The organism is Bradyrhizobium sp. SOJA106, assembly GCF_059448745.1.
Map to the genome: position 1 here is coordinate 370,316 of NZ_CM182549.1, position 25,191 is coordinate 395,506.

Genomic DNA, 25,191 nt, shown 5'->3' on the forward strand with positions numbered 1-25,191 from the left:
TTGAGCCCCGACGTCCTTTCCGAGTTCCTGCAACGGCCCTTGCGGCGAGGACCGGTTGGCGCAATCATGCGATTGTCATGATCCGCGGTTCCGGGGACGGTTTCGCGGGCACGATGGTGCTGTGCGATGAGGAGGCGCTCCCATGAACCTGACGTCGGAGGATGCCGATCCGAGCGAGCAGCGCGCGGCGGCGCGGCCCGCCGCGGCGAACGCGCAGCCGAGCCGGGTGACGTTCAACCGGCTCGAACTGCATCGTATTCTCAATCTCTACGGCCGCATGGTCGCTGACGGCGAGTGGCGCGACTATGCCATCGACTTCCTGAAGGACCGCGCCGTGTTCTCGGTCTATCGCCGCGCCTCGGAAGTGCCGATCTACCGCATCGAGAAGGACCCGCGCCTCGCGCGCAAGCAGGGCATGTACAGCGTGATCTCGGCCACCGGCCTGATCCTGCGCCGCGGCCACGAGCTCGAGCGCGTGCTGCTGGTGATCGATCGCAAGCTGGCGGTGGTCTAGCCGCGCGACCGGTGCCGTAGGGTGCAAGCGCCGTGCCCACGTTCTTTCTCTATCGCCGCGCCTGGTGGGCACGCTATCGCTTTGCCCACCCTACGAGACCTACTTCCCCGGCACCGTCTTCGCGCCCTCGCCGAGGTCGCGTTGCATCATCACCGTGTCCAGCCAGCGGCCGAATTTCAGCCCGACATTGGGATGGGTGCCGATCATCTTGAAGCCGCCCCTGGTGTGCACGCCGATCGAGCCCGCATTGGCGGAATCGCCGATCACCGCGATCATCTGGCGGAAGCCGCGCGCCTCGCATTCGGTGATGAGCCGCTCCAGCAGCAGCGAGCCGATGCCGCGGCGGTGGAAGCTCGGATCGAGATAGATCGAGTTCTCGACCGTGAAGCGATAGGCCGGGCGTGGCCGATAGGCGCCGGCATAGGCATAGCCGGCAATGCGGCCGTCGAGCACGGCGACGAGATAGGGATAGCCGCCGTCGATCAGCGCGCGGTAACGGCGCGTCATCTCGGCAAGGTCGGGCGGATCCAGCTCGAACGTCGCGGTGCCCTCGCGGACAGCCTGCTGGTAGATGGCGGTGATGGCGGGAAGGTCGGCCTCAGTGGTGGGCCTGATATCGGGTGCGGACATGGCCGCAGACTCTAGAGGCTTCGCCCGGTTGCTGGAAGAGGCTCCGCCGCTTCTTCACCCGGTCATTGCTCCACTTGCTCCGCCGCCATTCCCTGTGAAGGCGGGGGAATCCAGTGCGCCGCGGCCTCTCGGTCAATCACGACTGCATCTGGAAGACTGGATCGCCCGCCCCAGTGCGCAATTGCGCACAAGGCGGGCGATGACGCCGCGTATGTGGCTGCTACCGGCCCAAAACAAAAGCCCCGGCCTTTCGGCCGGGGCTCGTGTCCGTTCTCTCGGGTCTGGCGCTTAGTCGCGCTGGCCGAGGAGCTGTAGCAGCAGCGTGAACAGGTTGATGAAGTTCAGGTACAAGGACAGTGCGCCGGTGATGGCCGCGCGCTCCGCGATGTCACCGCCGGCCGAAGCGTAGCCGTAGATGTAGTCGTTCTTCAGCCGCTGGGTATCCCAGGCAGTGAGGCCCGCGAACACCAGCACGCCGACCACCGACACGATGAACTGCAGCATCGAGCTCGCCAGGAACAGGTTCACCAGGCTAGCGATGATGATGCCGATCAGGCCCATGAACAGGAACGAGCCCATGCCGGTCAGGTCACGACGCGTGGTGTAGCCATAGAGGCTCAGTGCACCGAAGGTCGCCGCGGTGATGAAGAACACCCGCACGATCGAGGTGTGGGTGAACACCAGGAAGATCGACGACAGCGAGATGCCCATCAGCGCCGAGAACACCCAGAACAGGATCTGGGCGGTCGAGGGAGCGAGACGGTTGATGCCTGCCGAGATCACGAACACCATCGCGAGCGGCGCGAGCATGAACAGCCACTTCAGGGGGCTGACGAACATCGCGTAGCCGAACGGCGTCAGGAACAGCTTGCCGACGCGGACGGCGTCCGCGGTCGGGACGTCCGTCACGGCAGCCATATAGACACCGAGCGCGGCCAGGCCGGTGATGGCAAGGCCAATGCTCATGTAATTGTAGATGCGCAGCATGTAGGCGCGCAGGCCGGCGTCGACCGTCGCGGCGTCAACACGCCCGGCGGCCCTGCCGAAAGGAGAAGCGTAGTTACGGTCTAGGTCCGACATGGTCGAATTCCCGTTGGTTGGCCGGTCCGGCATGAGGGTCGCCATGCCGCCGGTTCGTCAAGTTCTATCCGGATACCGTTGTCTGCCGACATTAAATTTGGCTAACAATCGGGGACTCCGAACCCATTCGATATGTGGGAAACTAACACATTCGCTGCAACCGTCCACGCGCGGCTGAATGTCGCCCTCGGGCACAATCCTGGCGAGCGGACGTGGTTAATCGCAGGAATCGTGCGAATCCGCTCCCGCGCGGCAATCCCGCTACATTTTGTCACAAATTCCGCAACACCGTAGCGGGCTTTTTGTTCAACGCCAGCAGCGTGCCGGCAAGGCCGAGCCCGACGGTAACGACCAGCGCGGCCGCGACCACGCCGGCCGCGCTGCCGGCCTGCCAGACGAAGCTCAGGGTCATCAGCCGCGTCACGATCATCCAGGCGGCGATGCTGCCGGCGATCACGCCGAACACCGCTGTGGCGAGCCCGATCAGGAGGTATTCGAGCGCATAGGCGCCGAGCAGCCGCAGCCGGGTGGCACCCAGCGTCTTCAGGATCACCGCATCGTAGACCCGGTGGCGGTGGCCGGCGGCGAGCGCGCCGCCCAGCACCAGGATCGCCGAGATCAGCGTCACGGCGCTGGCGCCGCGGATCGCCAGTGCCAGGTTGGTCACGACCGAGCCGACCGTCTCCATCACCTCGCGCACGCGCACGCTGGTCACCATCGGATAGGCATCCGCAACCTGCCTGATGATCTTGCCGTCGCCGGTCGCATCGCCGCCGGTCTCGGTCAGCGTTGCGATATGGGTGTGCGGCGCGCCCTTGAACGCGTTCGGCGAGAACACCAGCACGAAATTGATGCCCATGCCCTGCCAGTCGATGGTGCGCAGATTGCCGATCCTGGCCGGAATGTCGCGGCCGAGCACGTTGACCACGATCTCGTCGCCGAGCTTGAGGTCGAGCCCGTCGGCGATCTTCTTCTCCATCGAGACCAGCAGCGGGCCGGAATAGTCGGGGCTCCACCATTCACCCTCGACCACCTTGGAGCCCTTCGGCAGCTCGGCGGTATAGGTCAGGCCGCGGTCGCTTTGCAGGACCCACTCCGAATCCGTGGTGGGCTTGAGGTCCTCGGCGCGCACGCCGCGCGCGGCGACGATGCGGCCGCGGAGCATCGGTACGTCCTCGACCTTCGCGCCGGGCGCGATCTGCCGCAGATAATCGTCGAACTGATCTGCCTGCGTGCTCGGGATGTCGATGAAGAAGAACGAGGGCGCGCGATCCGGGAGCGCTGCCAGGAACTGGCGGCGCAGATTGCCGTCGATCTGGGTGATGGTGACGAGCACGGCGAGCCCAAGGCCGAGCGACAGCACGACCGAGGGCGTCAGCGCGCCGGGCCGGTGGATGTTGGCGATCGCCAGCCGCAGCATCGGCAGCCGCGTCCGCGGCAGGTGCCGTGCGATCGCCATCAGCAGCGCAGCGATGCCGCGCAGCAGGGCGAACACGACCACTGAGGAGGCGACGAACACCGCGGCGATGCGCTTGTCGAACGAAAGCCCGATCACGACCGCAACGAGCAGCGCGATCACGACGCCCATGAACACGAGATAGCTCGCGCGTGGCCGGTGCCATTCGGAACTGATGGTGTCGCGGAACAGCGCGGCCACCGGCACGTCGTGGACGCGTCCGAGCGGCCACAGGCCGAAGGCGAGCGCGGTGAGCAGGCCGTAGACGAAGGACAGCGCGAGCTCGTCGGCATGCACCGCCGGCACCACGGGCAACGGCAGCAATTTTCCGAACAGGCCGACGATCGCAAACGGGATTGCGGCGCCGAGCGCAAGGCCGATCACCGAGCCGATGGCGGCGAGCAGGAGCACCTGCGCCAGGTAAATGCCGAAGACGTCGCGGCCGGTGGCGCCGACCGCCTTGAAGGCCGCGATCACTTCCAGCTTGCGGTCGATATGGCTCTTCACGGCATTGGCGACGCCGACGCCGCCGACCAGCAGCGCGGCAAGGCCGACCAGCGTCAGGAACTGCGTGAAGCGGTTGATGTTGCGCTCGAGCTGCGGTGAGGCGTTGGAGCGGCTGCGGATCTCCCAGCCGGCCTGCGGCGCCGTGTTGCGCGCGTCGTTGATGAAGGCCTCGGTGGCCTGCTCGGTATTGGCGCCATCGGGGAGTTTCACCCGGTAAACCCAGCGCACCAGGCTGCCGGGCTGGATCAGGCCGGTGGCGCGCAGCCCCGCCTCGCTGATCAGGAAGCGCGGGCCAAAGCCGATGCCGCCGGCGAGCTTGTCGGGCTCCGCTTCGACGGTCGAGCGGATCTGGAAAGTCGCCGAGCCAATGCTGACGCGGTCGCCGGTCTTGAGAGACAGTCGCGCCAGCAGCGTCGGATCGGCCGCCGCGCCGAACGCACCGTCGCGCTCGGCGAGCAGATCGGACAGCGGCATCGGCGGGGACAGCGTCAGCTGTCCGAGCATCGGATAGGTGCCGTCGACCGCCTTCATCTCGACCAGCGCGAGCTTGCCCTCGGCCGAGCGCGCCATGCCGCGCAATGTCGCGGCGGTCGAGACGGTGCCGCGCGAGCGCAGGAAGGCGACCTCTTCGGGCTTGGCCTCGCGCTGGAACAGCACGAAGGAGACGTCGCCGCCGAGCAGCGTGCGGCCCTCGCGGGCGAGGCCATCGGAGAGGCTCGCCGACACCGAGCCGACGCCGGCGATGGCCATCACGCCGAGTGCGATGCAGGCAATGAAGACGTAGAAGCCGCGCAGACCCCCGCGCAATTCGCGCAATGCGTAGCGCAGCGACAGCGCGATCGCGCTGGGCTTCGCGAACGGTTCGGCCACAGCGCTCATGCCCGCGCGGTCTGCGTGTCGATGCGCCCGGAGCGCAGGCGGATCACGCGGTCGCAGCGATGCGCCAGCGAAGAATCGTGCGTGACCAGCACCAGCGTCATGCCGCGCTCGGCATGCTTGCTGAACAGGAGATCGACGATCTGCTTTCCGGTGGCCTCGTCGAGATTGCCGGTCGGCTCGTCGGCCACGAGGATGGCGGGATCGGGCGCCAGCGCGCGGGCGAGGGCGACGCGCTGCTGCTCGCCGCCGGACAGCTGCGTCGGATAGTGATGCAGGCGATCACCGAGCCCGACCGATTGCAGCTCCTGCGCCGCGCGCTTGGCCGCATCCGGATCGCCGGCAAGCTCGAGCGGCACGGCAACGTTCTCCAGCGCCGTCATGGTCGGGATCAGATGGAAGGATTGGAACACGATGCCGACCTGTCGGCCGCGGAAGCGGGCCAGCGCGTCCTCATCGAGGGCATTGAAAGGCGTGCCGTTCACCACCACCTCTCCACTATCAGGACGCTCCAGCCCCGCCATCACCATCAGCAGCGTGGATTTGCCCGAGCCTGACGGGCCGATCAGGCCGATCGTCTCGCTACGGCCGACCCGCAGGCTGATATCCTTGAGAATGTGAACGCGTGCAGCGCCCGTGCCCAATGAGAGATTGACGTTGGAGATGGCGATGGTGTCCGACGAGGTGTCGGCGAGCGAAGAGGGATCGATGCGAGTGTCCATGGCCCGGTCATATGGCAAGTCCGCACGCACGGTCGAGAGGCGTTACGGATTCTTCATGCACATAGCCGTGTTGATGCTCGCTTTGATGACGATGGCAAAGCCAGCCTGGGCCGAGGTGACCAAGCCGGTCAAGCTTGTTGTCCTCGGCGATTCCTTGAGCGCCGGCCTCGGCCTCCCGGGCCAGGAGGCGTTCCCCATCAAGCTGCAAAAAGCCTTGCAGGCCAAGGGCATAGCCGTCGACATGACCAATGCGGGAGTGTCCGGCGACACCTCCTCCGGCGGCCGCGACCGGCTCGACTGGTCGGTGCCCGATGGAACCGATGGCGTGATCGTCGAGCTCGGCGCCAACGACGCGCTGCGCGGCATCGATCCTGACTTGACGCGCAAAGCGCTGACAGACATCGTCGCGCGGCTGAAGGCGCGCAAGATCGCGGTGATGCTGTGCGGCATGCTGGCGCCGCCGAATTACGGTGCCGAATATGCTGCGCGCTTCAATTCGATTTATCCGGATCTGGCGAAGACGTTCGACGTGCCGCTCTATCCGTTCTTCCTCGACGGCGTCGCGGCCGACGCCAAGCTCAACCAGGCCGACGGCATTCATCCGACCGCGGCCGGCGTCGACATCATCGTCGGCAAGATCATGCCCACCGTGGAGGCATTCATTGGCACGATCCACGAGCAGCGGCGTTGAAAAACAGGCAGCGCTAACCCTAATTCCCAGGGTTTTGCCGGGGTGAGGCGCGGTGAGCTTCGCAGAGTCACACAACTGCGATAGGAATCAGGGTACCGGTGATTCGTCGCCGGCTCTAATTTGGATATGGTCCTTGCCTTGAGGGCCGTACCCAAGCATCGGGAGTGCTGAACGATGCCGCGTTTGTTCACTGGTCTGGAAATTCCGGCCGAGATCGGCCAGTCGCTTTCCAACTTACGGGGTGGCCTTCCCGGCGCCCGGTGGATCGATCCCGAAAATTATCACGTCACCTTGCGCTTCATCGGCGATATCGACGGCGCCTCCGCCAACGAGATCGCCTCGATGCTGTTTCGCGTCGACCGGAAACCGTTCGAGGTGAAGGTGCAGGGCCTGACGAGCTTTGGCGGTCGCAAGCCAAGGGCAGTCGTTGCGACGATTGCGCCGAGCAAGCCGCTGATGGAATTGCAGGCCGAGCTCGAACGCATGATGCAGCGGATCGGTCTCGATCCCGAGGGCCGCAAGTTCATCCCGCACGTCACGCTCGCACGGCTGCACGACGCCACCGACCGCGACGTCGCCGACTATCTCTCGATCCGTGGCTACTTCCCGAGCAAGGCCTTCATGGCCGAACGCTTCGTGCTGTTCTCCTCGCGCGCATCGACCGGCGGCGGGCCGTATGTGGTCGAGGACGCCTACGAGCTGTGCGCGTAGTGCCGCTCTCGTGCCCGGCCGTAGAGCCGGGGCCCAGCGCTCCGCGATGAACGAAATGGTGGGTCCCGGCTCTGCGCAGCAGCGCAGGAGCGCTGCAGCGCGTCCGGGACACGAAAGCGCATACCTCTGACCTCAATTCACGGCTTGCAATTTCCGCCCATCTCTGGCGGAAAGAGCCATGCTCTCCACCCCAAACTCCTCATTCCGCGAGGCATACCAGGCCGAGATTGCGTCAGGCGCGATCGAGCCCGATGCCGCGCAGGCCGAGGTCGCCGAGGCCTATGCCGCGCTCGACCTGCGGCTTGCGAGCTACAAGCCGCAGCGCAAGCAGGGCCTGCTCAGCCGCCTGTTCAGCAGCGACAAGGACGAGGCGCCGCGTGGGCTCTACATCCATGGCGAGGTCGGCCGCGGCAAGACCATGCTGATGGATCTGTTCTTTCAGCACTCGACCGTCGAGCACAAGCGCCGCGCGCATTTCCACGAGTTCATGGCCGAAGCGCATGAGCGCATCTACGACTATCGCCAGAGCATCGCGCGCGGCGAGATCGCGGATGGCGACGTCATCGCGCTGACCGCGACGGCGATCTTCGAGGAGAGCTGGCTGCTCTGCTTCGACGAATTCCACGTCACCGACATTGCCGATGCGATGATCCTCGGACGCTTGTTCGCAAAGCTGTTCGAGCTCGGCACCGTGGTGGTCGCGACCTCCAACGTCGCGCCTGACGATCTCTACAAGAGCGGCCTCAACCGGTTGCTGTTCCTGCCCTTCATCAAGCAGATCACCGACCACATGGACGTGGCGCGGCTCGACGCGCGCACCGACTTCCGCCTGGAGAAGCTCCAGGGCGTGCCGATGTGGCTGACGCCGGCGGATGGCGATGCGGATGCCGCGCTCGACCGCGCCTGGTCGAAAATGACCGGCAACGCCAAATGCAAGTCGCGCGACATCTCGATCAAGGGCCGCACCCTGCACGTGCCGTGCTCGGCCCATGGCGTCGCGCGCTTCTCGTTCGCCGATCTCTGCGAGAAGCCGCTCGGGGCATCCGATTATCTCAGGCTCGCGCACGACTATCACACCATCCTGGTCGACCATATTCCAGTGATGGACTTCTCCCAGCGCAACGCCGCCAAGCGCTTCATCACGCTGATCGACACGCTCTATGACAATGCCGTGAAGCTGATGGCCTCGGCCGACGCCAACCCGATCTCGCTCTATCTCGGCACCGAGGGCAACGAGGCCATGGAGTTCAAGCGGACCGCCTCGCGCCTGATCGAGATGAGTTCGGAATCCTATCTGGCGCTGGCCCACGGCCGCAAGGATTCCACCGCCAGCGGCTCCACCAAGGGATTGGTGGAGACTTAAGTCCTATCTTCGCCCCTTCCGTGATTCCGGGGCGCGCGTCAGCGCGAACCCGGACTCTCGCGCGACTATCTCGAGATTCCGGGTTCGCCCGCGCAATGGCGCGGACGCCCCGGAATGACGGGCTAGAGTTTGCTGGTCGGAATCGCGCCAAGCCCGACAAATGGGCATCCAGCGACTTGAACGGGGGAGACGAAAGGGATAACCACCCGTCTCAGTTTTCCCCTCCTTACGTGTCTAAAGGACAGGTTCACATGGCGCGCGACAAGATTGCTTTGATTGGCTCCGGTCAGATCGGCGGAACGCTGGCTCATCTCATCGGCCTGAAAGAACTGGGCGACGTGGTGATGTTCGACATCGCCGAAGGCGTGCCGCAGGGCAAGGCGCTCGACATCGCGCAGTCCTCGCCGGTCGACGGCTTCGACGCCCACTACACCGGCGCCAATTCCTACGAAGCACTGGACAACGCCAAGGTCTGCATCGTCACCGCCGGTGTGCCGCGCAAGCCCGGCATGAGCCGCGACGACCTCCTCTCCATCAACCTCAAGGTCATGGAGCAGGTCGGTGCCGGCATCAAGAAGTACGCCCCCGACGCCTTCGTCATCTGCATCACCAACCCGCTCGACGCGATGGTCTGGGCGCTGCAGAAGGCCTCGGGCCTGCCGCACAAGAAGGTTGTCGGCATGGCCGGCGTGCTCGATTCTGCGCGCTTCCGCTACTTCCTCGCCGACGAGTTCAACGTGTCGGTCGAGGACGTCACCGCCTTCGTGCTCGGCGGCCACGGCGACACCATGGTGCCGCTGGTGAAGTACTCCACCGTCGCCGGCATCCCGCTGCCCGACCTCGTCAAGATGGGCTGGACCTCGCAGGCACGTCTCGACGAGATCGTCGACCGCACCCGCAATGGCGGTGCCGAGATCGTCAACCTGCTCAAGACCGGTTCGGCCTTCTACGCCCCGGCAGCGTCCGCGATCGCGATGGCCGAGAGCTATCTGCGCGACAAGAAGCGCGTGCTGCCCTGCGCCGCCTATCTCAACGGCGAGTACAGCGTGAAGGACATGTATGTCGGCGTGCCCGTCGTGATCGGCGCCAAGGGCGTCGAGCGCGTGGTCGAGATCGACCTCGCCGGCAAGGACCGCGAGGCGTTCGACAAGTCTGTGGGCGCCGTGCAGGGCCTCGTCGACGCCTGCAAGAAGATCGCACCCGATCTTCTCGGCCGCTAAGGCGCAAACAACCCCGCCGAAGACCGAAACCCGGTCTTCGGCGGTTTCACTTCCGGGGCCCGGCTGCAAGTCTTGTTGAAGGCCTGGCGGGTACCGGCTCAGCAGTCCAAAGATCTCGACGTCAAAGAATCCGGGTTGCAGTTCCTGTGGTATATGGTATGCCAGCCACAAGACTGAGGTGGGCCCAAGAGGTCACCGCCCGCGGGTTCAGGGAGCGACCATATGAATATCCATGAATATCAGGCCAAAGCGCTGCTGAACGAGTTCGGCGTGCCGATCTCCAAGGGCGTGCCGGTCCTCAAGGCCGCCGACGCCGAAGCTGCGGCCAAGGCACTGCCCGGTCCGGTCTGGGTGGTGAAGAGCCAGATCCATGCCGGCGGCCGCGGCAAGGGCAAGTTCAAGGAAGCCTCGGCCGGCGACAAAGGCGGCGTTCGCATCGCCAAATCGGCCGCCGAAGTTTCGGAGTTCGCCAAGCAGATGCTGGGCGCAACGCTCGTGACCGTGCAGACCGGCCCCGCCGGCAAGCAGGTCAACCGCCTCTACATCGAGGACGGCTCCGACATCGACAAGGAGTTCTACCTCTCGATCCTGGTCGACCGCGAGACCTCGCGCGTCTCCTTCGTCGTCTCGACCGAAGGCGGCGTCAACATCGAGGACGTCGCGCACAACACCCCTGAGAAGATCGTGACCTTCTCGGTCGATCCCGCGACCGGCATCATGGGTCATCACGGCCGCACGGTTGCGAACGCGTTGAAGCTCTCCGGTGACCTCGCCAAGCAGGCGGAAAAGCTCACCGCGCAGCTCTACGCGGCCTTCGTCGCCAAGGACATGTCGATGCTGGAGATCAACCCGCTGGTCGTGACCAAGCAGGGCCAGCTCCGCGTGCTCGACGCCAAGGTGTCGTTCGACGACAACGCGCTGTTCCGTCACCCTGACGTGCTCGCACTGCGCGACGAGACCGAGGAAGACGCCAAGGAGATCGAGGCCTCGAAGTACGACCTCAATTACGTAGCGCTCGATGGCAATATCGGCTGCATGGTCAACGGCGCCGGTCTCGCTATGGCGACGATGGACATCATCAAGCTCTACGGCATGTCGCCGGCGAACTTTCTCGACGTCGGCGGCAGCGCCAGCAAGGAGAAGGTCGCGGCCGCGTTCAAGATCATCACCGCCGATCCCAACGTGAAGGGCATCCTGGTCAACATCTTCGGCGGCATCATGAAATGCGACGTGATCGCCGAAGGCGTCACGGCTGCGGTTCGTGAAGTCGGCCTCGGCGTCCCGCTGGTGGTTCGCCTCGAAGGCACCAATGTCGAACTCGGCAAGAAGATCATCCGTGAATCCGGTCTCAACGTGGTGCCGGCCGACAATCTCGACGACGCCGCGCAGAAGATCGTGAAGGCCGTCAAGGGAGGCTAAGGCCATGGCCCAGGACCATCTCGCCGCATCATCTCCGCTTGCAGAGCACGCGCGTCTCGCCGCGTTCGCCGGCGAATGGGATGGCGAAGAGACGGTCTTCCCGTCGCGCTGGACCGAAGGCGGCCGGGCCACCTCGCGCACCGTCGCGCGCATGGATCTCAACGGGTTCTACCTGATCCAGGACTCGGTGCAGATGCGTGACGGCAAGCAGGTCTTCGCGACCCACGGCATCTTCACCTACGATCGTGACGACCGGACCTACAAATTGTTCTGGTACGACTCGCTCGGCTACACGCCGCCGTCGCCCGCTTCCGGCGGGTGGGTCGGCAAGACCCTGACGCTGGTGCGCGGCTCGCTCCGCGGCAATGCACGCCACGTCTACGAGATCATCGACGACAATTCCTACTCGTTGAAGATCCAGTTCTCGCCGGATGCGGAAGGCTGGGCCGACGTGCTCACCGGCGTCTATCGCCGCATCCACTGACCCTCTCACTCGTTAGTTTCGCGAAAGCAGACCTCATGTCCATCCTGATCGACAAGAACACCAAGGTCATCTGCCAGGGCTTCACCGGCAAGAACGGCACCTTCCATTCCGAGGCTGCGATGGCCTATGGCACCAAGATGGTCGGCGGCACCTCGCCGGGCAAAGGTGGCTCGACGCATCTGGGCCTGCCGGTGTTCGACACCGTGCGCGAGGCGCGCGAGAAGACCGGCGCCGATGCGTCGGTGATCTACGTGCCGCCGCCGGGGGCCGCGGATGCGATCTGCGAAGCCATCGATGCCGAGATCCCGCTGATCGTCTGCATCACCGAGGGCATTCCGGTTATCGACATGGTGCGCGTGAAGCGCTCGCTGGCCGGTTCCAAGTCGCGCCTGATCGGGCCGAACTGCCCGGGCGTCATGACGGCCGGCGAGTGCAAGATCGGCATCATGCCCGCCAACATCTTCAAGACCGGCTCGGTCGGCATTGTCTCCCGCTCGGGCACGCTGACCTATGAAGCCGTGTTCCAGACCTCCCAGGAAGGCCTCGGCCAGACCACCGCGGTCGGCATCGGCGGCGACCCGGTCAAGGGCACCGAGTTCATCGACGTGCTCGAAATGCTGCTGGCCGACCCCAAGACCGAATCGATCATCATGATCGGCGAGATCGGCGGTTCCGCTGAGGAGGACGCCGCCCAGTTCCTCAAGGACGAGGCCAAGCGCGGCCGCAAGAAGCCGATGGTCGGCTTCATCGCCGGCGTCACCGCACCTCCCGGCCGCCGCATGGGCCACGCCGGCGCGATTATCTCGGGGGGCAAGGGCGATGCTGGTTCCAAGACCGAGGCGATGAAATCGGCCGGAATTACCGTCTCTCCGTCGCCCGCGCGCCTCGGCCATACGCTTGCCGAAAAATTGAAGAGCTAATTCACTTCTTCGTGCTTTTCCGGGCGAAGTTTCGCAGCAAATAGGGTAAAGGGTGCCTGTCGCGTCGAGCCCTGTCGGGGGAGCTCGGCGCCAGCGCCATTTGTTATGCGCGAACCGAAATCGCCAGGAACTCAAGTATGTCTCGCCAGGACGCGAACGCAGCCTTTGCCCTGTCATCCTTTTTGCAGGGCACCAACGCCACCTACATCGACGAAATCTACGCCCGCTACGAGAAGGACCCGTCCTCGGTTGACGCCGAGTGGCAGGAGTTCTTCAAGAGCCTCAACGATCAGCCGGCTGACGTCCGCAAGAACGCGGAAGGCCCGTCCTGGGAGCGCGACAACTGGCCGCTGACCCCGAAGGACGACCTCACCTCCGCCCTCGATGGCAACTGGGCTGAGGTCGAGAAGGCGGTCGGTGCCAAGATCGCCGCCAAGGCACAGGCCAAGGGAGCCGACATCTCCTCCGCCGACGTGCTTCAGGCGACGCGCGACTCGGTCCGCGCGCTGATGCTGATCCGCTCCTACCGCATGCGCGGCCACTTCCATGCCAAGCTCGATCCGCTCGGCATCGAAGCCCCACGCAATCGCGAAGAGCTCGACCCCCGCACCTACGGCTTCAGCGAAGCCGATTTCGACCGAAAGATCTTTCTCGATCACGTTCTCGGCCTCGAATACGGCACGCTGCGCGAGATCACCGCGATCTGCGAGCGCACCTACTGCCAGACGCTCGGTGTCGAGTTCATGCATATCAGCAATGCCGCACAGAAGGCCTGGATCCAGGAGCGCATCGAGGGTCCAGACAAGGAAATCTCGTTCACCCGCGAAGGCCGCCGCGCCATCCTGCAGAAGCTGATCGAAGCCGAGGGCTTCGAAAAGTTCTGCGACACCAAATTCACCGGCACCAAGCGCTTCGGCCTCGACGGCGGTGAATCCCTGATCCCCGCGCTCGAGCAGATCATCAAGCGTGGCGGCAATCTCGGCGTGAAGGAAATCGTGCTCGGCATGCCGCACCGCGGCCGCCTCAACGTGCTGACCCAAGTGATGGGCAAGGCGCACCGCGCGCTGTTCCACGAGTTCAAGGGCGGCTCGGCCAACCCCGACGCGGTCGAAGGCTCGGGCGACGTCAAGTACCACCTCGGCGCCTCGTCGGACCGCGAGTTCGACGGCAACCGCATCCATCTGTCGCTGACCGCCAACCCCTCGCACCTCGAGATCGTCGATCCCGTGGTGCTCGGCAAGGTTCGCGCCAAGCAGGACCAGCACGGTGATCCGCCGGATATGCGCATCTCCGTCATGCCGCTCCTGATGCATGGCGACGCCGCGTTCGCCGGCCAGGGCGTGGTCGCGGAGTGCTTCGGCCTGTCCGACCTGAAGGGCTACCGCACCGGCGGCTCCGTGCACTTCATCGTCAACAACCAGATCGGCTTCACCACCTATCCGCGCTATTCGCGTTCTTCGCCTTACCCGTCCGACGTGGCGAAGATGATCGACGCGCCGATCTTCCACGTGAACGGCGACGATCCGGAAGCGGTGGTGTTCGCGGCTAAGGTCGCGACCGAATTCCGGCAGAAGTTCCACAAGCCCGTCGTGATCGACATGTGGTGCTATCGGCGCTACGGCCACAACGAGGGCGATGAGCCGGGGTTTACCCAGCCGGTCATGTACAAGCGGATTGCGGCCCATCCGTCGACGCTGTCGCTCTATGCCAAGCGCCTGATCGCCGAGGGGGTGGTCACCGAGGGCGAGGTCGACAAGCTGAAGGCTGACTGGCGCTCGCGGCTCGATGCCGAGTTCGAGGCCGGCACCTCCTACAAGCCGAACAAGGCCGACTGGCTCGACGGCAAGTGGGCCGGCTTCAAGATCGCCGACCAGGAAGAGGATGCGCGGCGCGGCGTCACAGGCGTCGACATCGCCACGCTGAAGGATATCGGCCGCAAGATCACCAAGGTGCCTGATGGTTTCCGCGTTCACCGCACCATCCAGCGTTTTCTCGATAACCGCTCCAAGGCGATCGACAGCGGCAACGGCATCGACTGGGCGACCGGCGAAGCGCTGGCGTTCTGCACGCTGCTCGGGGAAGGTCACCACGTCCGCCTGTCCGGACAGGACTCGGAGCGCGGCACGTTCTCGCAGCGCCACTCGGTCCTGATCGACCAGGAGGACGAGAGCCGCTACACGCCATTCAACCATCTCGGCCACGAGCAGGGCCATTACGAGGTCATCAACTCGCTGCTGTCGGAAGAAGCCGTGCTCGGCTTCGAATACGGCTATTCGCTCGCCGAGCCGAACACGCTGACCCTGTGGGAAGCCCAGTTCGGCGACTTCGCCAACGGCGCGCAGGTCGTGTTCGACCAGTTCATCTCCTCGGGCGAGCGCAAATGGCTGCGCATGTCCGGTCTCGTCTGCCTCCTGCCGCACGGCTACGAGGGGCAGGGACCGGAGCACTCCTCGGCGCGTCTCGAGCGCTACTTGCAGATGTGCGCGGAAGACAACATGCAGGTGGTCTATCCGACCACGCCGGCGAACTACTTCCACGTGCTGCGCCGCCAGCTGCATCGCGAGATCCGCAAGCCGCTGATCATGATGACGCCGAAGTCGCTGCTCCGTCACAAGCGGGCGGTGTCGCGTCTCGAAGAGCTCGCGAAGGGAACGACCTTCCACCGCATCCTCTATGATGACGCCCAGATGCTGCCGAACGAAGCGATCAAGCTCGTTCCCGACGAGAAGATCCGCCGCATCGTGCTGTGCTCCGGAAAGGTTTATTACGACCTCTACGAGGAGCGCGAGAAGCGCGGCATCGACGACATCTACCTGATGCGCGTCGAGCAGCTCTATCCGGTGCCGCTGAAGGCGCTGGTGGCCGAGCTGTCCCGCTTCAAGAAGGCCGAGATGGTGTGGTGCCAGGAAGAGCCCCGCAACATGGGTGCCTGGCACTTCATCGAGCCCTATCTGGAATGGGTGCTGAACCAGGTGAACGGCGCGAGCCGGCGTCCGCGTTATGTCGGCCGAGCGGCTTCCGCCGCGACCGCGACTGGTCTGATGTCCAAGCATCAGGCGCAGTTGAAGGCATTCCTGGACGAAGCACTGAGCTGAGAAGATTTTTAGGATGCTGTCATCGCCCGCGAAGGCGGGCGATCCAGTACGCCGTGACGGCCGTGATGACCACGAACGCCGCGGAGTACTGGATGCCCCGCCTTCGCGGGGCATGACACCTGTAAAATTCATGACCGCGACTGCGATCTCCTTAAGGAAAAGACCATGACTGAAATTCGTGTGCCGACGCTCGGCGAATCCGTCACCGAGGCCACCATCGGCCGCTGGTTCAAGAAGGCCGGCGACCCGGTCGCCGTCGACGAGCCCTTGGTGGAGCTCGAAACCGACAAGGTTACCATCGAGGTCCCGGCGCCCTCCGCCGGCACGCTGAGCGAGATCATCGCCGCCGACGGCGCGACCGTTGCGGTCGGCGCGCTGCTCGGCCAGATCACCGACGGTGTCGGCGCTGCCAAGTCCGCCGCCGCGCCTGCCAAGCCTGCTGCAGCTCCCGCTCCTGCGGCTGCTGCTCCCGCGCCTGCTCCGGCCGCCAAGGCGCCGCCGGCCGATGCGCCGCTCGCCCCGTCCGTGCGCAAGATTTCGGCCGAGAGCGGCATCGACGCCTCCACCGTTCCGGGCTCGGGCAAGGACGGCCGCGTCACCAAGGGCGACATGCTTGCTGCGATCGAGCGCGCCGCCTCCGCGCCGACCCCGGTCAACCAGCCCGCCGCCGCCGTGCAGGTGCGCGCGCCGTCGCCGGCCGATGACGCTGCCCGCGAAGAGCGCGTCAAGATGACCCGTCTGCGCCAGACCATCGCGCGCCGCCTCAAGGACGTGCAGAACACCGCGGCCATGCTCACGACCTTCAACGAGGTCGACATGACCAATGTCATGGCGCTGCGCGCCCACTACAAGGATGCGTTCGAGAAGAAGCACGGCGCCAAGCTCGGCTTCATGGGCTTCTTCACCAAGGCCGTCGTGCAGGCGCTGAAGGATATCCCGGCGGTCAACGCCGAGATCGACGGCAGCGACCTGATCTACAAGAACTACTATCACATCGGCGTCGCCGTCGGCACCGACAAGGGTCTCGTCGTGCCCGTGGTGCGCGACTGCGACCACAAGTCGATCTCCGACATCGAGAAGAGCATCGCCGATTTCGGCCGCCGCGCCCGTGACGGCCAGCTCAAGATCGACGAGATGCAGGGCGGCACCTTCACCATCACCAATGGCGGCATCTACGGCTCGCTGATGTCGACCCCGATCCTGAACGCGCCGCAGTCCGGCATTTTGGGCATGCACAAGATCCAGGAGCGGCCGATGGTCGTCGGCGGCAAGATCGAGGTCCGTCCGATGATGTATCTGGCGCTGTCCTACGATCACCGCGTCATCGACGGCAAGGAAGCCGTCACCTTCCTGGTTCGCGTCAAGGAGAGCCTGGAAGATCCGGCGCGCCTGGTGCTCGATCTCTGATCCCCGATGCTCTGCGAGCGCCGTCGCCATGCGCGACGGCGCGTGTCGAACCATGGAGGCGCGCGTGACGGATAAGGTCGTTGTCATCACCGGCGGCAGCCGCGGCATCGGGCGGGCGACCGCGCTTGCGGCGGCCGCGCGCGGCTACCGCGTCGTGGTCGGCTATGCCAGCAACAAGCAGGCCGCCGACGAGGTCGTAGCCACGATCGCGGCCAGCAACGGCAAGGCCATCGCGGTGAAATGCGATGTCGCCGAGGAAAGCGACATCCTCAATTTGTTCAAGGAAGCGGACAAGTTCGGTACGCTTGGCGCGCTCGTCAACAATGGCGGCATCGTCGGCAAGAGCGGCGTGCGCGTCGACGAGATGTCGGCCGAGCGCATCCAGCGCGTCATGGCCGTCAACGTCACCGGCTCGATCCTCTGCGCGCGCGAGGCGGTGAAGCGGATGTCGACCAAGCACGGCGGCAAGGGCGGCGTCATCGTCAATCTGTCGTCCGTCGCTGCCAAGCTCGGCTCGCCCAACACCTATGTCGACTACGCGGCGTCGAAGGGCGCGATCGATTCCTTCACCATCGGCCTCGGCTATGAGGTCGCGAGCGAAGGCATTCGTGTCGCCGGCATTCGCCCCGGCCTGATCGACACCGAGATCCACGCCGCCGGCGGCGAGCCCGACCGCGCCCATCGTCTGGCCCATCTGGTGCCGATGAAGCGCGTCGGCACCGCCGACGAAATCGCCAATGCCATCGTCTGGCTGCTGTCGGACGAGGCGTCTTACGTCACCTCAGCCATTCTCGATGTGTCCGGCGGACGCTGACGCGCCGCGCGGACGCTGACACATCCTCATCACGCCAAACCTTACGGGACTTTCTCTCATGGCTACCTACGATCTCGTCGTCATCGGCACCGGACCGGGCGGTTATGTCTGCGCGGTGCGCGCCAGCCAGCTCGGCATGAAAGTCGCCGTGGTCGAAAAGAACGCGACGCTCGGCGGCACCTGCCTCAACGTCGGCTGCATGCCCTCGAAGGCGCTGCTGCACGCCTCCGAGATGTTCGAGGAAGCCGGGCACTCCTTCGCCAAGATGGGCGTGTCGGTCTCCTCGCCGAAGCTCGATCTTCCCGCAATGATGAACTTCAAGCAGCAGGGCATCGACGGCAACGTCAAGGGCGTCGAGTTCCTGATGAAGAAGAACAAGGTCGACGTGCTCAAGGGCACCGGCAAGATCCTGGGCACCGGCAAGGTCGAAGTCTCCGCCGACGGCAAGTCGCAAATCGTCGAGACCAAGAACATCGTGATCGCCACCGGCTCGGACATCGCGCGCCTCAAGGGTATCGAGATCGACGAGAAGCGCATCGTCTCCTCGACCGGCGCGCTGTCGCTGGACAAGGTGCCGGGCAGATTGCTGGTCATCGGCGCCGGCGTGATCGGGCTTGAGCTCGGCTCGGTGTGGCGCAGACTCGGGTCCGAGGTCATGGTCGTCGAATTCCTGGATCGCATCCTGCCCGGCATGGATGGCGAGATCGCCAAGCAGTTCCAGCGCATCCTCGAAAAGCAGGGATTTGCGTTCAAGCTTGGTTCGAAGGTCACCGGCGTCGAAGCGAACGGCAAGGCACTGCTTGCGAAAATCGAACCGGCTGCGGGTGGCGCGGCCGAGACCATCGAGGCGGACGTCGTGCTCGTGTGCATCGGCCGCGTGCCCTACACGGATGGGCTCGGCCTGAAGGAAGCCGGCGTTGCGCTGGACAATCGCGGCCGCGTCCAGATCGATCCGCATTTCGCCACCAGCCTGAAGGGCGTCTATGCCATCGGCGACGTCGTCGCAGGCCCGATGCTCGCGCACAAGGCCGAGGATGAAGGCGTTGCGGTTGCCGAGATCATCGCCGGCCAGGCCGGCCACGTGAATTACGACGTTATTCCAGGCGTCGTGTATACCACGCCGGAAGTGTCCTCGGTCGGCAAGACCGAGGAGGAGCTGAAGCAGGCGGGCGTCGCTTATACCGTCGGGAAGTTTCCCTTTACCGCCAACGGCCGCTCCAAGGTCAACCAAACGACTGATGGTTTTGTGAAGATTCTCGCAGATGCGAAGACCGATCGCGTGCTCGGCGTGCACATTATCGGCATCGAGGCCGGTGAAATGATCCATGAGGCCTGTGTTCTCATGGAATTCGGCGGCAGTGCGGAAGATCTCGCCCGCACCTGCCACGCGCATCCGACCCGCTCGGAAGCCGTCAAGGAAGCCGCGCTTGCAGTCGGCAAGCGGGCTATCCATATGTAGGCCGCGCCCAGCTCCGAATCGGGCGGGAAACACATGCTGCGCCGCCTCCTTCAACCGGTCTGGGTCCTGCTGGCGATCGTCTTCCTGATCGAAGCCTGGCTGTGGGACCATCTCGAGCCGATCGTCGCGCGGGTTGTCGCAGCCATTCCGCTCGCACGGTTCAAGCAATGGCTGACGGAGCGCGTAGATGCGCTGCCGCCGGCTATGACGCTGATCGTGTTCGCGGTACCGATCATCCCGCTGTTTCCGCTCAAGCTGATCGGCCTCTATCTGCTCACGCACGAATACTGGCTGAGCGGCGTCTCCACATTCCTGTTCGCAAAGCTGCTGGGCGTCGGCGTCACCGCCTTCGTGTTCGACGTCACCCGCGACAAGCTGCTGGAGATGCACTGGTTCGAGCGGCTCTATGAGCTGGTGCTCAAGGTCCGCGCCAAGGCCTCCGAGCTGGTCGACCCGGTCAAGCGCCGCGTCCGCGAGCTGGTCGCCGGCAACGGCGAAGGCTGGTCGTCACGCACGCTGCGCCTGATCCAGCGTTTCAGAAAGAGCGTGCACGAGGCGCGGTGAGCGCCGGCACATTCATCTCACACCGCCACCCTGAGGTGGCTCGCTTCTTCAGCGGCACTCGAAGGGCGACGGCCCGGCTCTTGCCTCGCGGCTATAGCGGTGGCCGTTCATCCTTCGAGGCTCCGCCCGCGGTGCGTTGTATCGCGGCCCTCGCACCTCAGGATGACGGAATTAGCAGTGTCGCCGCCGCGCCTTGAGCCCCCTCAATGCAGATGCAGCAGGTGCGGCCACCACAGGCCGAGCGCGGTCATGACGATGCCGGCGAGCGTCAGGATGCCGCCGACATAGGCGAGCGCGATCATGCCGGTGATGATGGTGGCCGAGGCCAGCACGATGCCGATCTGGAAGGCGGCCGATGCCAGCTCGAAATGATGGTACTTCGCGGTCGCCTCGTCGCGTTCGTGCTCGGCATGCCTGGCCTTCTCGGCGAGCTGCTCGGTGCCTTCGCCGGTCTCCGGCTCGGAGCGGTAGCGCTGCGCGGTCTTGGTCCAGTCGTCGATCTGTTTCTGCACCGCCGCCTTCTGCGCGTCCTCGGTGGTGGCGCCGAGCGTGAGCTTGCCCTGCTCGGCTGCGGTCACCACCACGGTGCGGCGGATGCTCTTGGCCTGGAAGAACGCCCAGAGATTGGCGGCCTCGACGTTCTTGCTGATCGCTTCGGTCTGCGCACCCTTGCCGAGCGTCTCCGAGATCGCCAAGAACAGCGCCAGCACGGCGATCAGCAGGGCGATCTTCTTGTTCGAGCCGGACGCGTGTTCGGCGTGCTCGGCATGCTCCATGCTTTCATGTGCGCTCATAAATCCTCCTGTCGTGGCTCCCAACGATTGACCGAACCGCGGGCGCTGCGCAAGAGGCACGCACGCTGTGACAGCTTCATGTCAGAACCGCGCGGCTATTCAGCGCTGGTTCAGAGGCAGCTCAGCGTCTTGGATGCGCGCTGGCATAGACTTCCAGCAACCGCTCCGAATCGATGCCGGTATAGACCTGCGTGGTCGAGAGCGAGGAATGGCCGAGCAATTCCTGGATGGCGCGTAAGTCGCCGCCGCGCGAGAGCAGATGCGTGGCGAAGGAATGGCGCAGCGCATGCGGCGTGGCGCTGTCGGGGAGCCCTAGCGCGCCGCGCAGGCGCTCCATCGCGAGCTGGATGATGCGCGGACTGAGCGGTCCGCCGCGTGCGCCGACGAAGATCGGCCCTTCCGCCGGCAGCGGATACGGGCACATCGAAACATATTCCTGCACCAGTTCGAGCACGTTCTGCAGCACCGGCACCATGCGGGTCTTGTTGCCTTTGCCCGTGACGATCAGCACGTCGCCTTCGCCCGGACGCGGCACCTCGCGGCGCTTCAATCCCAACGCTTCCGAGATGCGCAGGCCCGAGCCATACAGCAGCGCCATCACCGCGGCATCGCGTACCAGGATCCAGGTCTCGCGTTCTTCGCCGGCGCGCTCGTCGGCATCGGCAAGACGCTTTGCCGACGCCATCGGTAGCGGCTTCGGCAGGCTCTTCGCCACCTTCGGCGCACGGATCGCGGAGAGCGCGCCGACCTTGCCCTTGCCTTCGCGCTCGAGGAAGCGGCCGAACGAGCGCAGGCCCGCCAGCGCGCGCATCAGGCTGCGGCCGGCGATGTCGTCGGCGCGGCGCATCGCCATGAACGCGCGGATGTCGGTGGCTTCAAGCGATGCGAAACGCGCCAGCGTCACGCGCTCGCCCCAATGACCGCAAAGGAAATCGAGACACTGCCGCAAGTCGCGGCCATAGGCCTCCAGCGTCTTCGGCGAAAGCCGCCGCTCGGCACCGAGATGCGCCAGCCAGCGCGCCATCTCCTGCGCGATCGAGGGATCGGCACTGGCGAGCTCGATCTGGGGGGCGGCCGCTTTGCTCATGCGCTCTGGACGTAATGATTCCGCACAGTATATCGCATCACACCAGTTTACTGTTCGCTAAGGCCGCGCCACGGCGCTAGCCTGAAGGCTGCAGGGTTCCGATTCTCCCTCCAAAGACCGTTGATGGATCATTCGCCGCGCAGCAACGCCGTCCCCGCCAACGCGACCCGCATGGTCGACGTGCTGGTGCCGGTCGCGCTCGACCAGACCTATTCCTACAAGGTGCCACGCGGGATGGAGCTGAAGGCGGGCGATCTCGTCGGGGTGCCGCTTGGGGCCCGTGAGGTGCTGGCCGTGGTCTGGGGCGAGAACGCCAATCCCGATCCACGCCTGCACAACCGCCTCAAGGAGGTCAGCGAGAAGCTCGACATCCAGCCGCTGAGACCCGAATTGCGATCGGTCGTCGACTGGGTCGCTAATTACACCCTGAGCCCGCGCGGCATGGTGCTGCGCATGTGCCTGCGCATGGGCGAGAATTTGGGTCCCGAGCGGGTGCGCCCCGGCGTGCGCCTCGTCGGTGATCCCCCCAGGCGGCTGACGCCGGCGCGGGCGCGCGTGATCGAGCTGCTGTCGGACCGGCTGCTGCACGGCAAATCCGAGGCGGCCAAGGAAGCCGGCGTCTCCGCCGGCGTGATCGACGGCCTCGTCGATGAAGGCACGCTCACGGTCGAGCCGATGCCGCCGCCTCCGCCGCCGCCGGCTCCCGATCCCGAATTCGGCCGTCCGGATTTTTCGCCGCTGCAGCGTGCCGGCGTCGATGCGATGCGCGCGCTCGCGGCCAATGGCACGTTCCACGTCGCGCTGCTCGACGGCGTCACCGGCTCCGGCAAGACCGAGGTCTATTTCGAGGCCGTTGCGGAAACCATCCGCCGCGGAAAACAGTCCCTGATCCTGATGCCGGAGATCGCGCTCACCGGCCAGTTCCTCGACCGCTTTGCGCAGCGTTTTGGCGTACGCCCGATCGAATGGCACTCCGAGCTGACGCCGCGCACCCGCGCGCGCAACTGGGCGGCGATCTCCGAAGGATCAGCCCCCGTCGTGGTCGGCGCGCGCTCGGCGCTGTTTCTGCCTTATGCCAATCTCGGCCTCATCGTCGTCGATGAAGAGCACGACCAGGCCTACAAGCAGGACGAGGGCGTGCATTATCACGCCCGCGACATGGCGGTGGTGCGCGCGCATATCGCAAAGATCCCGATCGTGCTGGCCTCCGCAACGCCCTCGGTCGAATCCGAGGTCAATGCGCGCAAGAACCGCTATCAACGCATCGCGCTGCCCTCGCGTTTCGGCGGCCAGCACATGCCGCATATCGAGGCCATCGACCTGCGCCGCGAGCCGCCCGCACGCGGCCGCTTCATCTCGCCGCGGCTTGCGGGCGAGATCAGGACCGCGATCGAGCGGCGTGAGCAGGCGCTCTTGTTCCTTAACCGTCGCGGCTATGCGCCGCTGACGCTGTGCCGCGCCTGCGGCCATCGCTTCGCCTGCACCATCTGCGATGCCTGGCTGGTCGATCACAGATTCCGCCAGCGCCTCGTCTGCCACCATTGCGGCTTCTCGATGCCGCGACCGCATCTCTGTCCGAACTGCTCGGCAGAGGAATCCCTGGTCGCGGTTGGCCCCGGCGTCGAGCGTTTGCAGGAGGAAGCCGCCGCGCTGTTCCCGGACGCACGCACCATGGTGCTGTCGAGCGATCTCATCACCTCGATCGAGACGATGCGCTCGGAACTCGCCGAGATCGCGGAAGGCCGCGTCGACATCATCATCGGCACGCAGCTCGTCGCGAAAGGCCACAACTTCCCGCGGCTCAATCTCGTCGGGGTGGTCGATGCGGATCTCGGCCTTAGCAATGGCGATCCGCGGGCGGCGGAGCGCACCTGGCAATTGCTCAATCAGGTGATCGGTCGCGCCGGCCGCGAGCAGGGCCGCGGCGTCGGTTATCTCCAGACCCATCAGCCCGATCATCCCGTGATGAAGGCGCTGATCGCCTGCGACCGCGAGGCTTTTTACGACAGCGAGATCGAGCTGCGTGAGAAGACGCTCTATCCGCCGTTCGGCCGCCTCGCGAGCCTCATCATCTCCGCGGGCGACCGCCCGAGCGCGGATGGCTTCGGCCGCAAGCTCGTTGCGCTCGCCCCGCGCGACGAGCGCGTCGTGGTGCTGGGCCCCGCGGAAGCCCCGCTCGCCGTGATCAAGGGCCGTTACCGCTTCCGCATCCTGGTGAAGTCCGCGCGCGGCTTTGATCTCTCGGATTATTTGCGCAACTGGCTCGCGGTCTGCCCGAAGCCGACAGGCAATCTGAAGCTCGAAGTCGACGTCGATCCGCAGAGCTTTTTGTAGGTCCCTACCGTCATTCCGGGGCACGCGAAGCGTGAACTATGGTGCGCAGTTGCGCACCTGAGAATCTCGAGATCCCGGGTTCGATGCTGCGCATCGCCCCGGGGTGACGATAAAAAGCCCGCGGTCCCCCAAGACCGCGGGCTTGTTTCGCGCGCGCATCAAACTGATGAAATCTGCGCGGGCGATGTGAGGCGTCTTGAACGCCTTACGAGATGACTTCCGCGGTGACGCGGCCGACGCCGGCGCCGGTGAGACCGATGGCGCGGGCGGCGCCCGTGGAGAGATCGAGCACGCGGCCGCGGATGAACGGGCCACGGTCATTGATGGTGACGATGACGCTCTGGCCGCCATGGGTGACGCGGAGCTTGGTGCCGAACGGCAGCGAACGGTGCGCCGCGGTCAGGGCATTCTGATTGAAGCGCTGGCCCGAGGCGGTGCGGCTGCCGGATTCGTTGCCGTAGTAGGAGGCCATGCCGGAGAAGCTGCGGCCGGTGCCCGTGGACGGGTTCATCGACGCATTGGCGCTGCGCCAATCCGCGCCGGCGTTGGTGTCAGCCTGGGCGTGGTGGCGGTGATGATGCGAGTGCCGGTGATGCCGGGACTTGGCGGAAGCTTCGGTGGCAGTTCCACCGACGATGAGAGTTGCGGCAACAAAGGCAATCGCCGTGCGCGGCTGGGTCACGGAGCCCAGCGTCTTCAAAGACAGCATCTATTGGTCCCTAAGCTAGTATTGCCACATATGTGGCAAGTGGAGCCCCCATCAGTTTGTGAGCGGGACGGCGTTTCGATTCCCAATGAGGCATGAATTGGGCAGTAAATTCGTTATGTTTCGTCGTGAAACATCTTGTGACTGGCACCGATATTGCAGCCGATGTCCCGTGGTCTTGAATTTTAATAATTCGTTAACTTCCGCATTACTTACGAATACTGTGGATCGAAGTTGTCGTTCCCGATCTTTAGAATTCGATAAGTATTCGGGACGCGGAACAGGAGGGCCGGAGGTCACGCCTCAGCGATCCGTGTTCATGGCCGCTATGCGCTGAG

Annotated in this window: 21 protein-coding genes; 14 read left to right on the plus strand and 7 right to left on the minus strand. The window is 65.0% G+C overall.

All coding sequences use genetic code 11. The annotated features are described in order from the left end of the window. Positions 1-142: 142 nt before the first annotated feature. Positions 143-514, plus strand: a complete 372-nt coding sequence (locus tag AC5V87_RS01800; RefSeq protein WP_456841882.1) for a DUF2794 domain-containing protein — start codon at positions 143-145, stop codon at positions 512-514. 99 nt (positions 515-613) lie between these two features. Here the strand turns inward: AC5V87_RS01800 and AC5V87_RS01805 are convergent, their stop codons facing one another. From AC5V87_RS01805 to AC5V87_RS01820, 4 genes are all read right to left on the minus strand, one after another. Then, on the minus strand, positions 614-1,144 hold the full coding sequence (locus AC5V87_RS01805; protein WP_495369812.1) for a GNAT family N-acetyltransferase: 531 nt from the start codon (positions 1,142-1,144) through the stop codon (positions 614-616). Positions 1,145-1,432: 288 nt separating this feature from the next. Continuing rightward, positions 1,433-2,224: a Bax inhibitor-1/YccA family protein gene (locus AC5V87_RS01810; RefSeq protein WP_456841884.1), complete on the minus strand. Its 792-nt coding sequence runs from the start codon at positions 2,222-2,224 to the stop codon at positions 1,433-1,435. 271 nt (positions 2,225-2,495) lie between these two features. Further along, positions 2,496-5,066 (minus strand): ABC transporter permease, encoded by a 2,571-nt coding sequence (locus tag AC5V87_RS01815; protein ID WP_495369813.1) that lies wholly within the window; start codon positions 5,064-5,066, stop codon positions 2,496-2,498. Next, on the minus strand, positions 5,063-5,785 hold the full coding sequence (locus AC5V87_RS01820) for an ABC transporter ATP-binding protein (RefSeq protein WP_495369814.1): 723 nt from the start codon (positions 5,783-5,785) through the stop codon (positions 5,063-5,065). Before AC5V87_RS01820 ends, AC5V87_RS01815 begins: the two co-directional genes overlap by 4 nt. 55 nt (positions 5,786-5,840) lie before the next feature. Here AC5V87_RS01820 and AC5V87_RS01825 point away from each other — a divergent pair, with 55 nt between their 5' ends. The 12 genes from AC5V87_RS01825 (at position 5,841) to AC5V87_RS01880 (ending at position 19,932) form a co-directional block, all read left to right on the plus strand. Continuing rightward, positions 5,841-6,476, plus strand: coding sequence for an arylesterase (locus tag AC5V87_RS01825; protein ID WP_456843502.1), 636 nt, complete (start codon positions 5,841-5,843; stop codon positions 6,474-6,476). A gap of 174 nt (positions 6,477-6,650) precedes the next feature. Then, positions 6,651-7,187, plus strand: a complete 537-nt coding sequence (gene thpR / locus AC5V87_RS01830; protein WP_456841887.1) for an RNA 2',3'-cyclic phosphodiesterase — start codon at positions 6,651-6,653, stop codon at positions 7,185-7,187. Between the two features lie 178 nt (positions 7,188-7,365). Then, complete coding sequence (gene zapE / locus AC5V87_RS01835) at positions 7,366-8,550, plus strand: cell division protein ZapE (protein WP_495369815.1); 1,185 nt, start codon at positions 7,366-7,368, stop codon at positions 8,548-8,550. Positions 8,551-8,801: 251 nt separating this feature from the next. Continuing rightward, a complete protein-coding gene (gene mdh / locus AC5V87_RS01840; protein ID WP_456841889.1) occupies positions 8,802-9,770 on the plus strand; it encodes a malate dehydrogenase in 969 nt (322 codons plus the stop codon). 222 nt (positions 9,771-9,992) lie between these two features. Further along, positions 9,993-11,189 carry an ADP-forming succinate--CoA ligase subunit beta gene (gene sucC / locus AC5V87_RS01845; protein WP_456841890.1) on the plus strand — a complete coding sequence of 399 codons (1,197 nt, stop codon included), beginning with the start codon at positions 9,993-9,995 and terminating at the stop codon, positions 11,187-11,189. A 4-nt stretch (positions 11,190-11,193) separates the two neighbouring features. After that, positions 11,194-11,673 carry a DUF1579 domain-containing protein gene (locus AC5V87_RS01850; protein ID WP_456841891.1) on the plus strand — a complete coding sequence of 160 codons (480 nt, stop codon included), beginning with the start codon at positions 11,194-11,196 and terminating at the stop codon, positions 11,671-11,673. Positions 11,674-11,708: 35 nt separating this feature from the next. Further along, positions 11,709-12,593, plus strand: coding sequence for a succinate--CoA ligase subunit alpha (gene sucD / locus AC5V87_RS01855; RefSeq protein ID WP_495369816.1), 885 nt, complete (start codon positions 11,709-11,711; stop codon positions 12,591-12,593). A gap of 137 nt (positions 12,594-12,730) precedes the next feature. Continuing rightward, a complete protein-coding gene (locus tag AC5V87_RS01860; protein WP_456841893.1) occupies positions 12,731-15,688 on the plus strand; it encodes a 2-oxoglutarate dehydrogenase E1 component in 2,958 nt (985 codons plus the stop codon). Positions 15,689-15,853: 165 nt separating this feature from the next. Continuing rightward, on the plus strand, positions 15,854-17,095 hold the full coding sequence (gene odhB / locus AC5V87_RS01865; RefSeq protein WP_495369817.1) for a 2-oxoglutarate dehydrogenase complex dihydrolipoyllysine-residue succinyltransferase: 1,242 nt from the start codon (positions 15,854-15,856) through the stop codon (positions 17,093-17,095). A gap of 52 nt (positions 17,096-17,147) precedes the next feature. Then, positions 17,148-17,909: an SDR family oxidoreductase gene (locus AC5V87_RS01870; protein ID WP_456843503.1), complete on the plus strand. Its 762-nt coding sequence runs from the start codon at positions 17,148-17,150 to the stop codon at positions 17,907-17,909. A 58-nt stretch (positions 17,910-17,967) separates the two neighbouring features. Further along, positions 17,968-19,368, plus strand: a complete 1,401-nt coding sequence (gene lpdA, locus AC5V87_RS01875) for a dihydrolipoyl dehydrogenase (RefSeq protein ID WP_456841895.1) — start codon at positions 17,968-17,970, stop codon at positions 19,366-19,368. A 33-nt stretch (positions 19,369-19,401) separates the two neighbouring features. Beyond that, positions 19,402-19,932, plus strand: coding sequence for a hypothetical protein (locus AC5V87_RS01880; RefSeq protein WP_495369818.1), 531 nt, complete (start codon positions 19,402-19,404; stop codon positions 19,930-19,932). 203 nt (positions 19,933-20,135) lie between these two features. Here AC5V87_RS01880 and AC5V87_RS01885 read toward each other — a convergent pair whose 3' ends face one another. Together AC5V87_RS01885 and AC5V87_RS01890 are read right to left on the minus strand one after the other, a co-directional pair. Next, on the minus strand, positions 20,136-20,726 hold the full coding sequence (locus AC5V87_RS01885; protein WP_456841897.1) for a DUF4337 domain-containing protein: 591 nt from the start codon (positions 20,724-20,726) through the stop codon (positions 20,136-20,138). A 121-nt stretch (positions 20,727-20,847) separates the two neighbouring features. Then, positions 20,848-21,813, minus strand: coding sequence for a tyrosine recombinase XerC (locus AC5V87_RS01890; protein WP_456841898.1), 966 nt, complete (start codon positions 21,811-21,813; stop codon positions 20,848-20,850). A gap of 123 nt (positions 21,814-21,936) precedes the next feature. Between AC5V87_RS01890 and AC5V87_RS01895 the strand changes: the two genes are divergently transcribed. After that, entirely contained in the window at positions 21,937-24,147 is a 2,211-nt protein-coding gene (locus tag AC5V87_RS01895) for a primosomal protein N' (RefSeq protein ID WP_456841899.1), read from the plus strand. Positions 24,148-24,352: 205 nt separating this feature from the next. Here the strand turns inward: AC5V87_RS01895 and AC5V87_RS01900 are convergent, their stop codons facing one another. Continuing rightward, entirely contained in the window at positions 24,353-24,856 is a 504-nt protein-coding gene (locus tag AC5V87_RS01900; protein WP_495369819.1) for a septal ring lytic transglycosylase RlpA family protein, read from the minus strand. Positions 24,857-25,191 lie beyond the last annotated feature (335 nt).

Excerpts from the sequence above, each read along its gene's own strand:
- AC5V87_RS01800 (WP_456841882.1), top strand. The coding sequence starts at position 143 with ATGAACCTGACGTCGGAGGATGCCGATCCGAGCGAGCAGCGCGCGGCG.
- AC5V87_RS01805 (WP_495369812.1), bottom strand. The coding sequence starts at position 1,144 with ATGTCCGCACCCGATATCAGGCCCACCACTGAGGCCGACCTTCCCGCC.
- AC5V87_RS01810 (WP_456841884.1), bottom strand. The coding sequence starts at position 2,224 with ATGTCGGACCTAGACCGTAACTACGCTTCTCCTTTCGGCAGGGCCGCC.
- AC5V87_RS01815 (WP_495369813.1), bottom strand. The coding sequence starts at position 5,066 with ATGAGCGCTGTGGCCGAACCGTTCGCGAAGCCCAGCGCGATCGCGCTG.
- AC5V87_RS01820 (WP_495369814.1), bottom strand. The coding sequence starts at position 5,785 with ATGGACACTCGCATCGATCCCTCTTCGCTCGCCGACACCTCGTCGGAC.
- AC5V87_RS01825 (WP_456843502.1), top strand. The coding sequence starts at position 5,841 with ATGCACATAGCCGTGTTGATGCTCGCTTTGATGACGATGGCAAAGCCA.
- thpR (WP_456841887.1), top strand. The coding sequence starts at position 6,651 with ATGCCGCGTTTGTTCACTGGTCTGGAAATTCCGGCCGAGATCGGCCAG.
- zapE (WP_495369815.1), top strand. The coding sequence starts at position 7,366 with ATGCTCTCCACCCCAAACTCCTCATTCCGCGAGGCATACCAGGCCGAG.
- mdh (WP_456841889.1), top strand. The coding sequence starts at position 8,802 with ATGGCGCGCGACAAGATTGCTTTGATTGGCTCCGGTCAGATCGGCGGA.
- sucC (WP_456841890.1), top strand. The coding sequence starts at position 9,993 with ATGAATATCCATGAATATCAGGCCAAAGCGCTGCTGAACGAGTTCGGC.
- AC5V87_RS01850 (WP_456841891.1), top strand. The coding sequence starts at position 11,194 with ATGGCCCAGGACCATCTCGCCGCATCATCTCCGCTTGCAGAGCACGCG.
- sucD (WP_495369816.1), top strand. The coding sequence starts at position 11,709 with ATGTCCATCCTGATCGACAAGAACACCAAGGTCATCTGCCAGGGCTTC.
- AC5V87_RS01860 (WP_456841893.1), top strand. The coding sequence starts at position 12,731 with ATGTCTCGCCAGGACGCGAACGCAGCCTTTGCCCTGTCATCCTTTTTG.
- odhB (WP_495369817.1), top strand. The coding sequence starts at position 15,854 with ATGACTGAAATTCGTGTGCCGACGCTCGGCGAATCCGTCACCGAGGCC.
- AC5V87_RS01870 (WP_456843503.1), top strand. The coding sequence starts at position 17,148 with ATGGAGGCGCGCGTGACGGATAAGGTCGTTGTCATCACCGGCGGCAGC.
- lpdA (WP_456841895.1), top strand. The coding sequence starts at position 17,968 with ATGGCTACCTACGATCTCGTCGTCATCGGCACCGGACCGGGCGGTTAT.
- AC5V87_RS01880 (WP_495369818.1), top strand. The coding sequence starts at position 19,402 with ATGCTGCGCCGCCTCCTTCAACCGGTCTGGGTCCTGCTGGCGATCGTC.
- AC5V87_RS01885 (WP_456841897.1), bottom strand. The coding sequence starts at position 20,726 with ATGAGCGCACATGAAAGCATGGAGCATGCCGAGCACGCCGAACACGCG.
- AC5V87_RS01890 (WP_456841898.1), bottom strand. The coding sequence starts at position 21,813 with ATGAGCAAAGCGGCCGCCCCCCAGATCGAGCTCGCCAGTGCCGATCCC.
- AC5V87_RS01895 (WP_456841899.1), top strand. The coding sequence starts at position 21,937 with ATGGATCATTCGCCGCGCAGCAACGCCGTCCCCGCCAACGCGACCCGC.
- AC5V87_RS01900 (WP_495369819.1), bottom strand. The coding sequence starts at position 24,856 with ATGCTGTCTTTGAAGACGCTGGGCTCCGTGACCCAGCCGCGCACGGCG.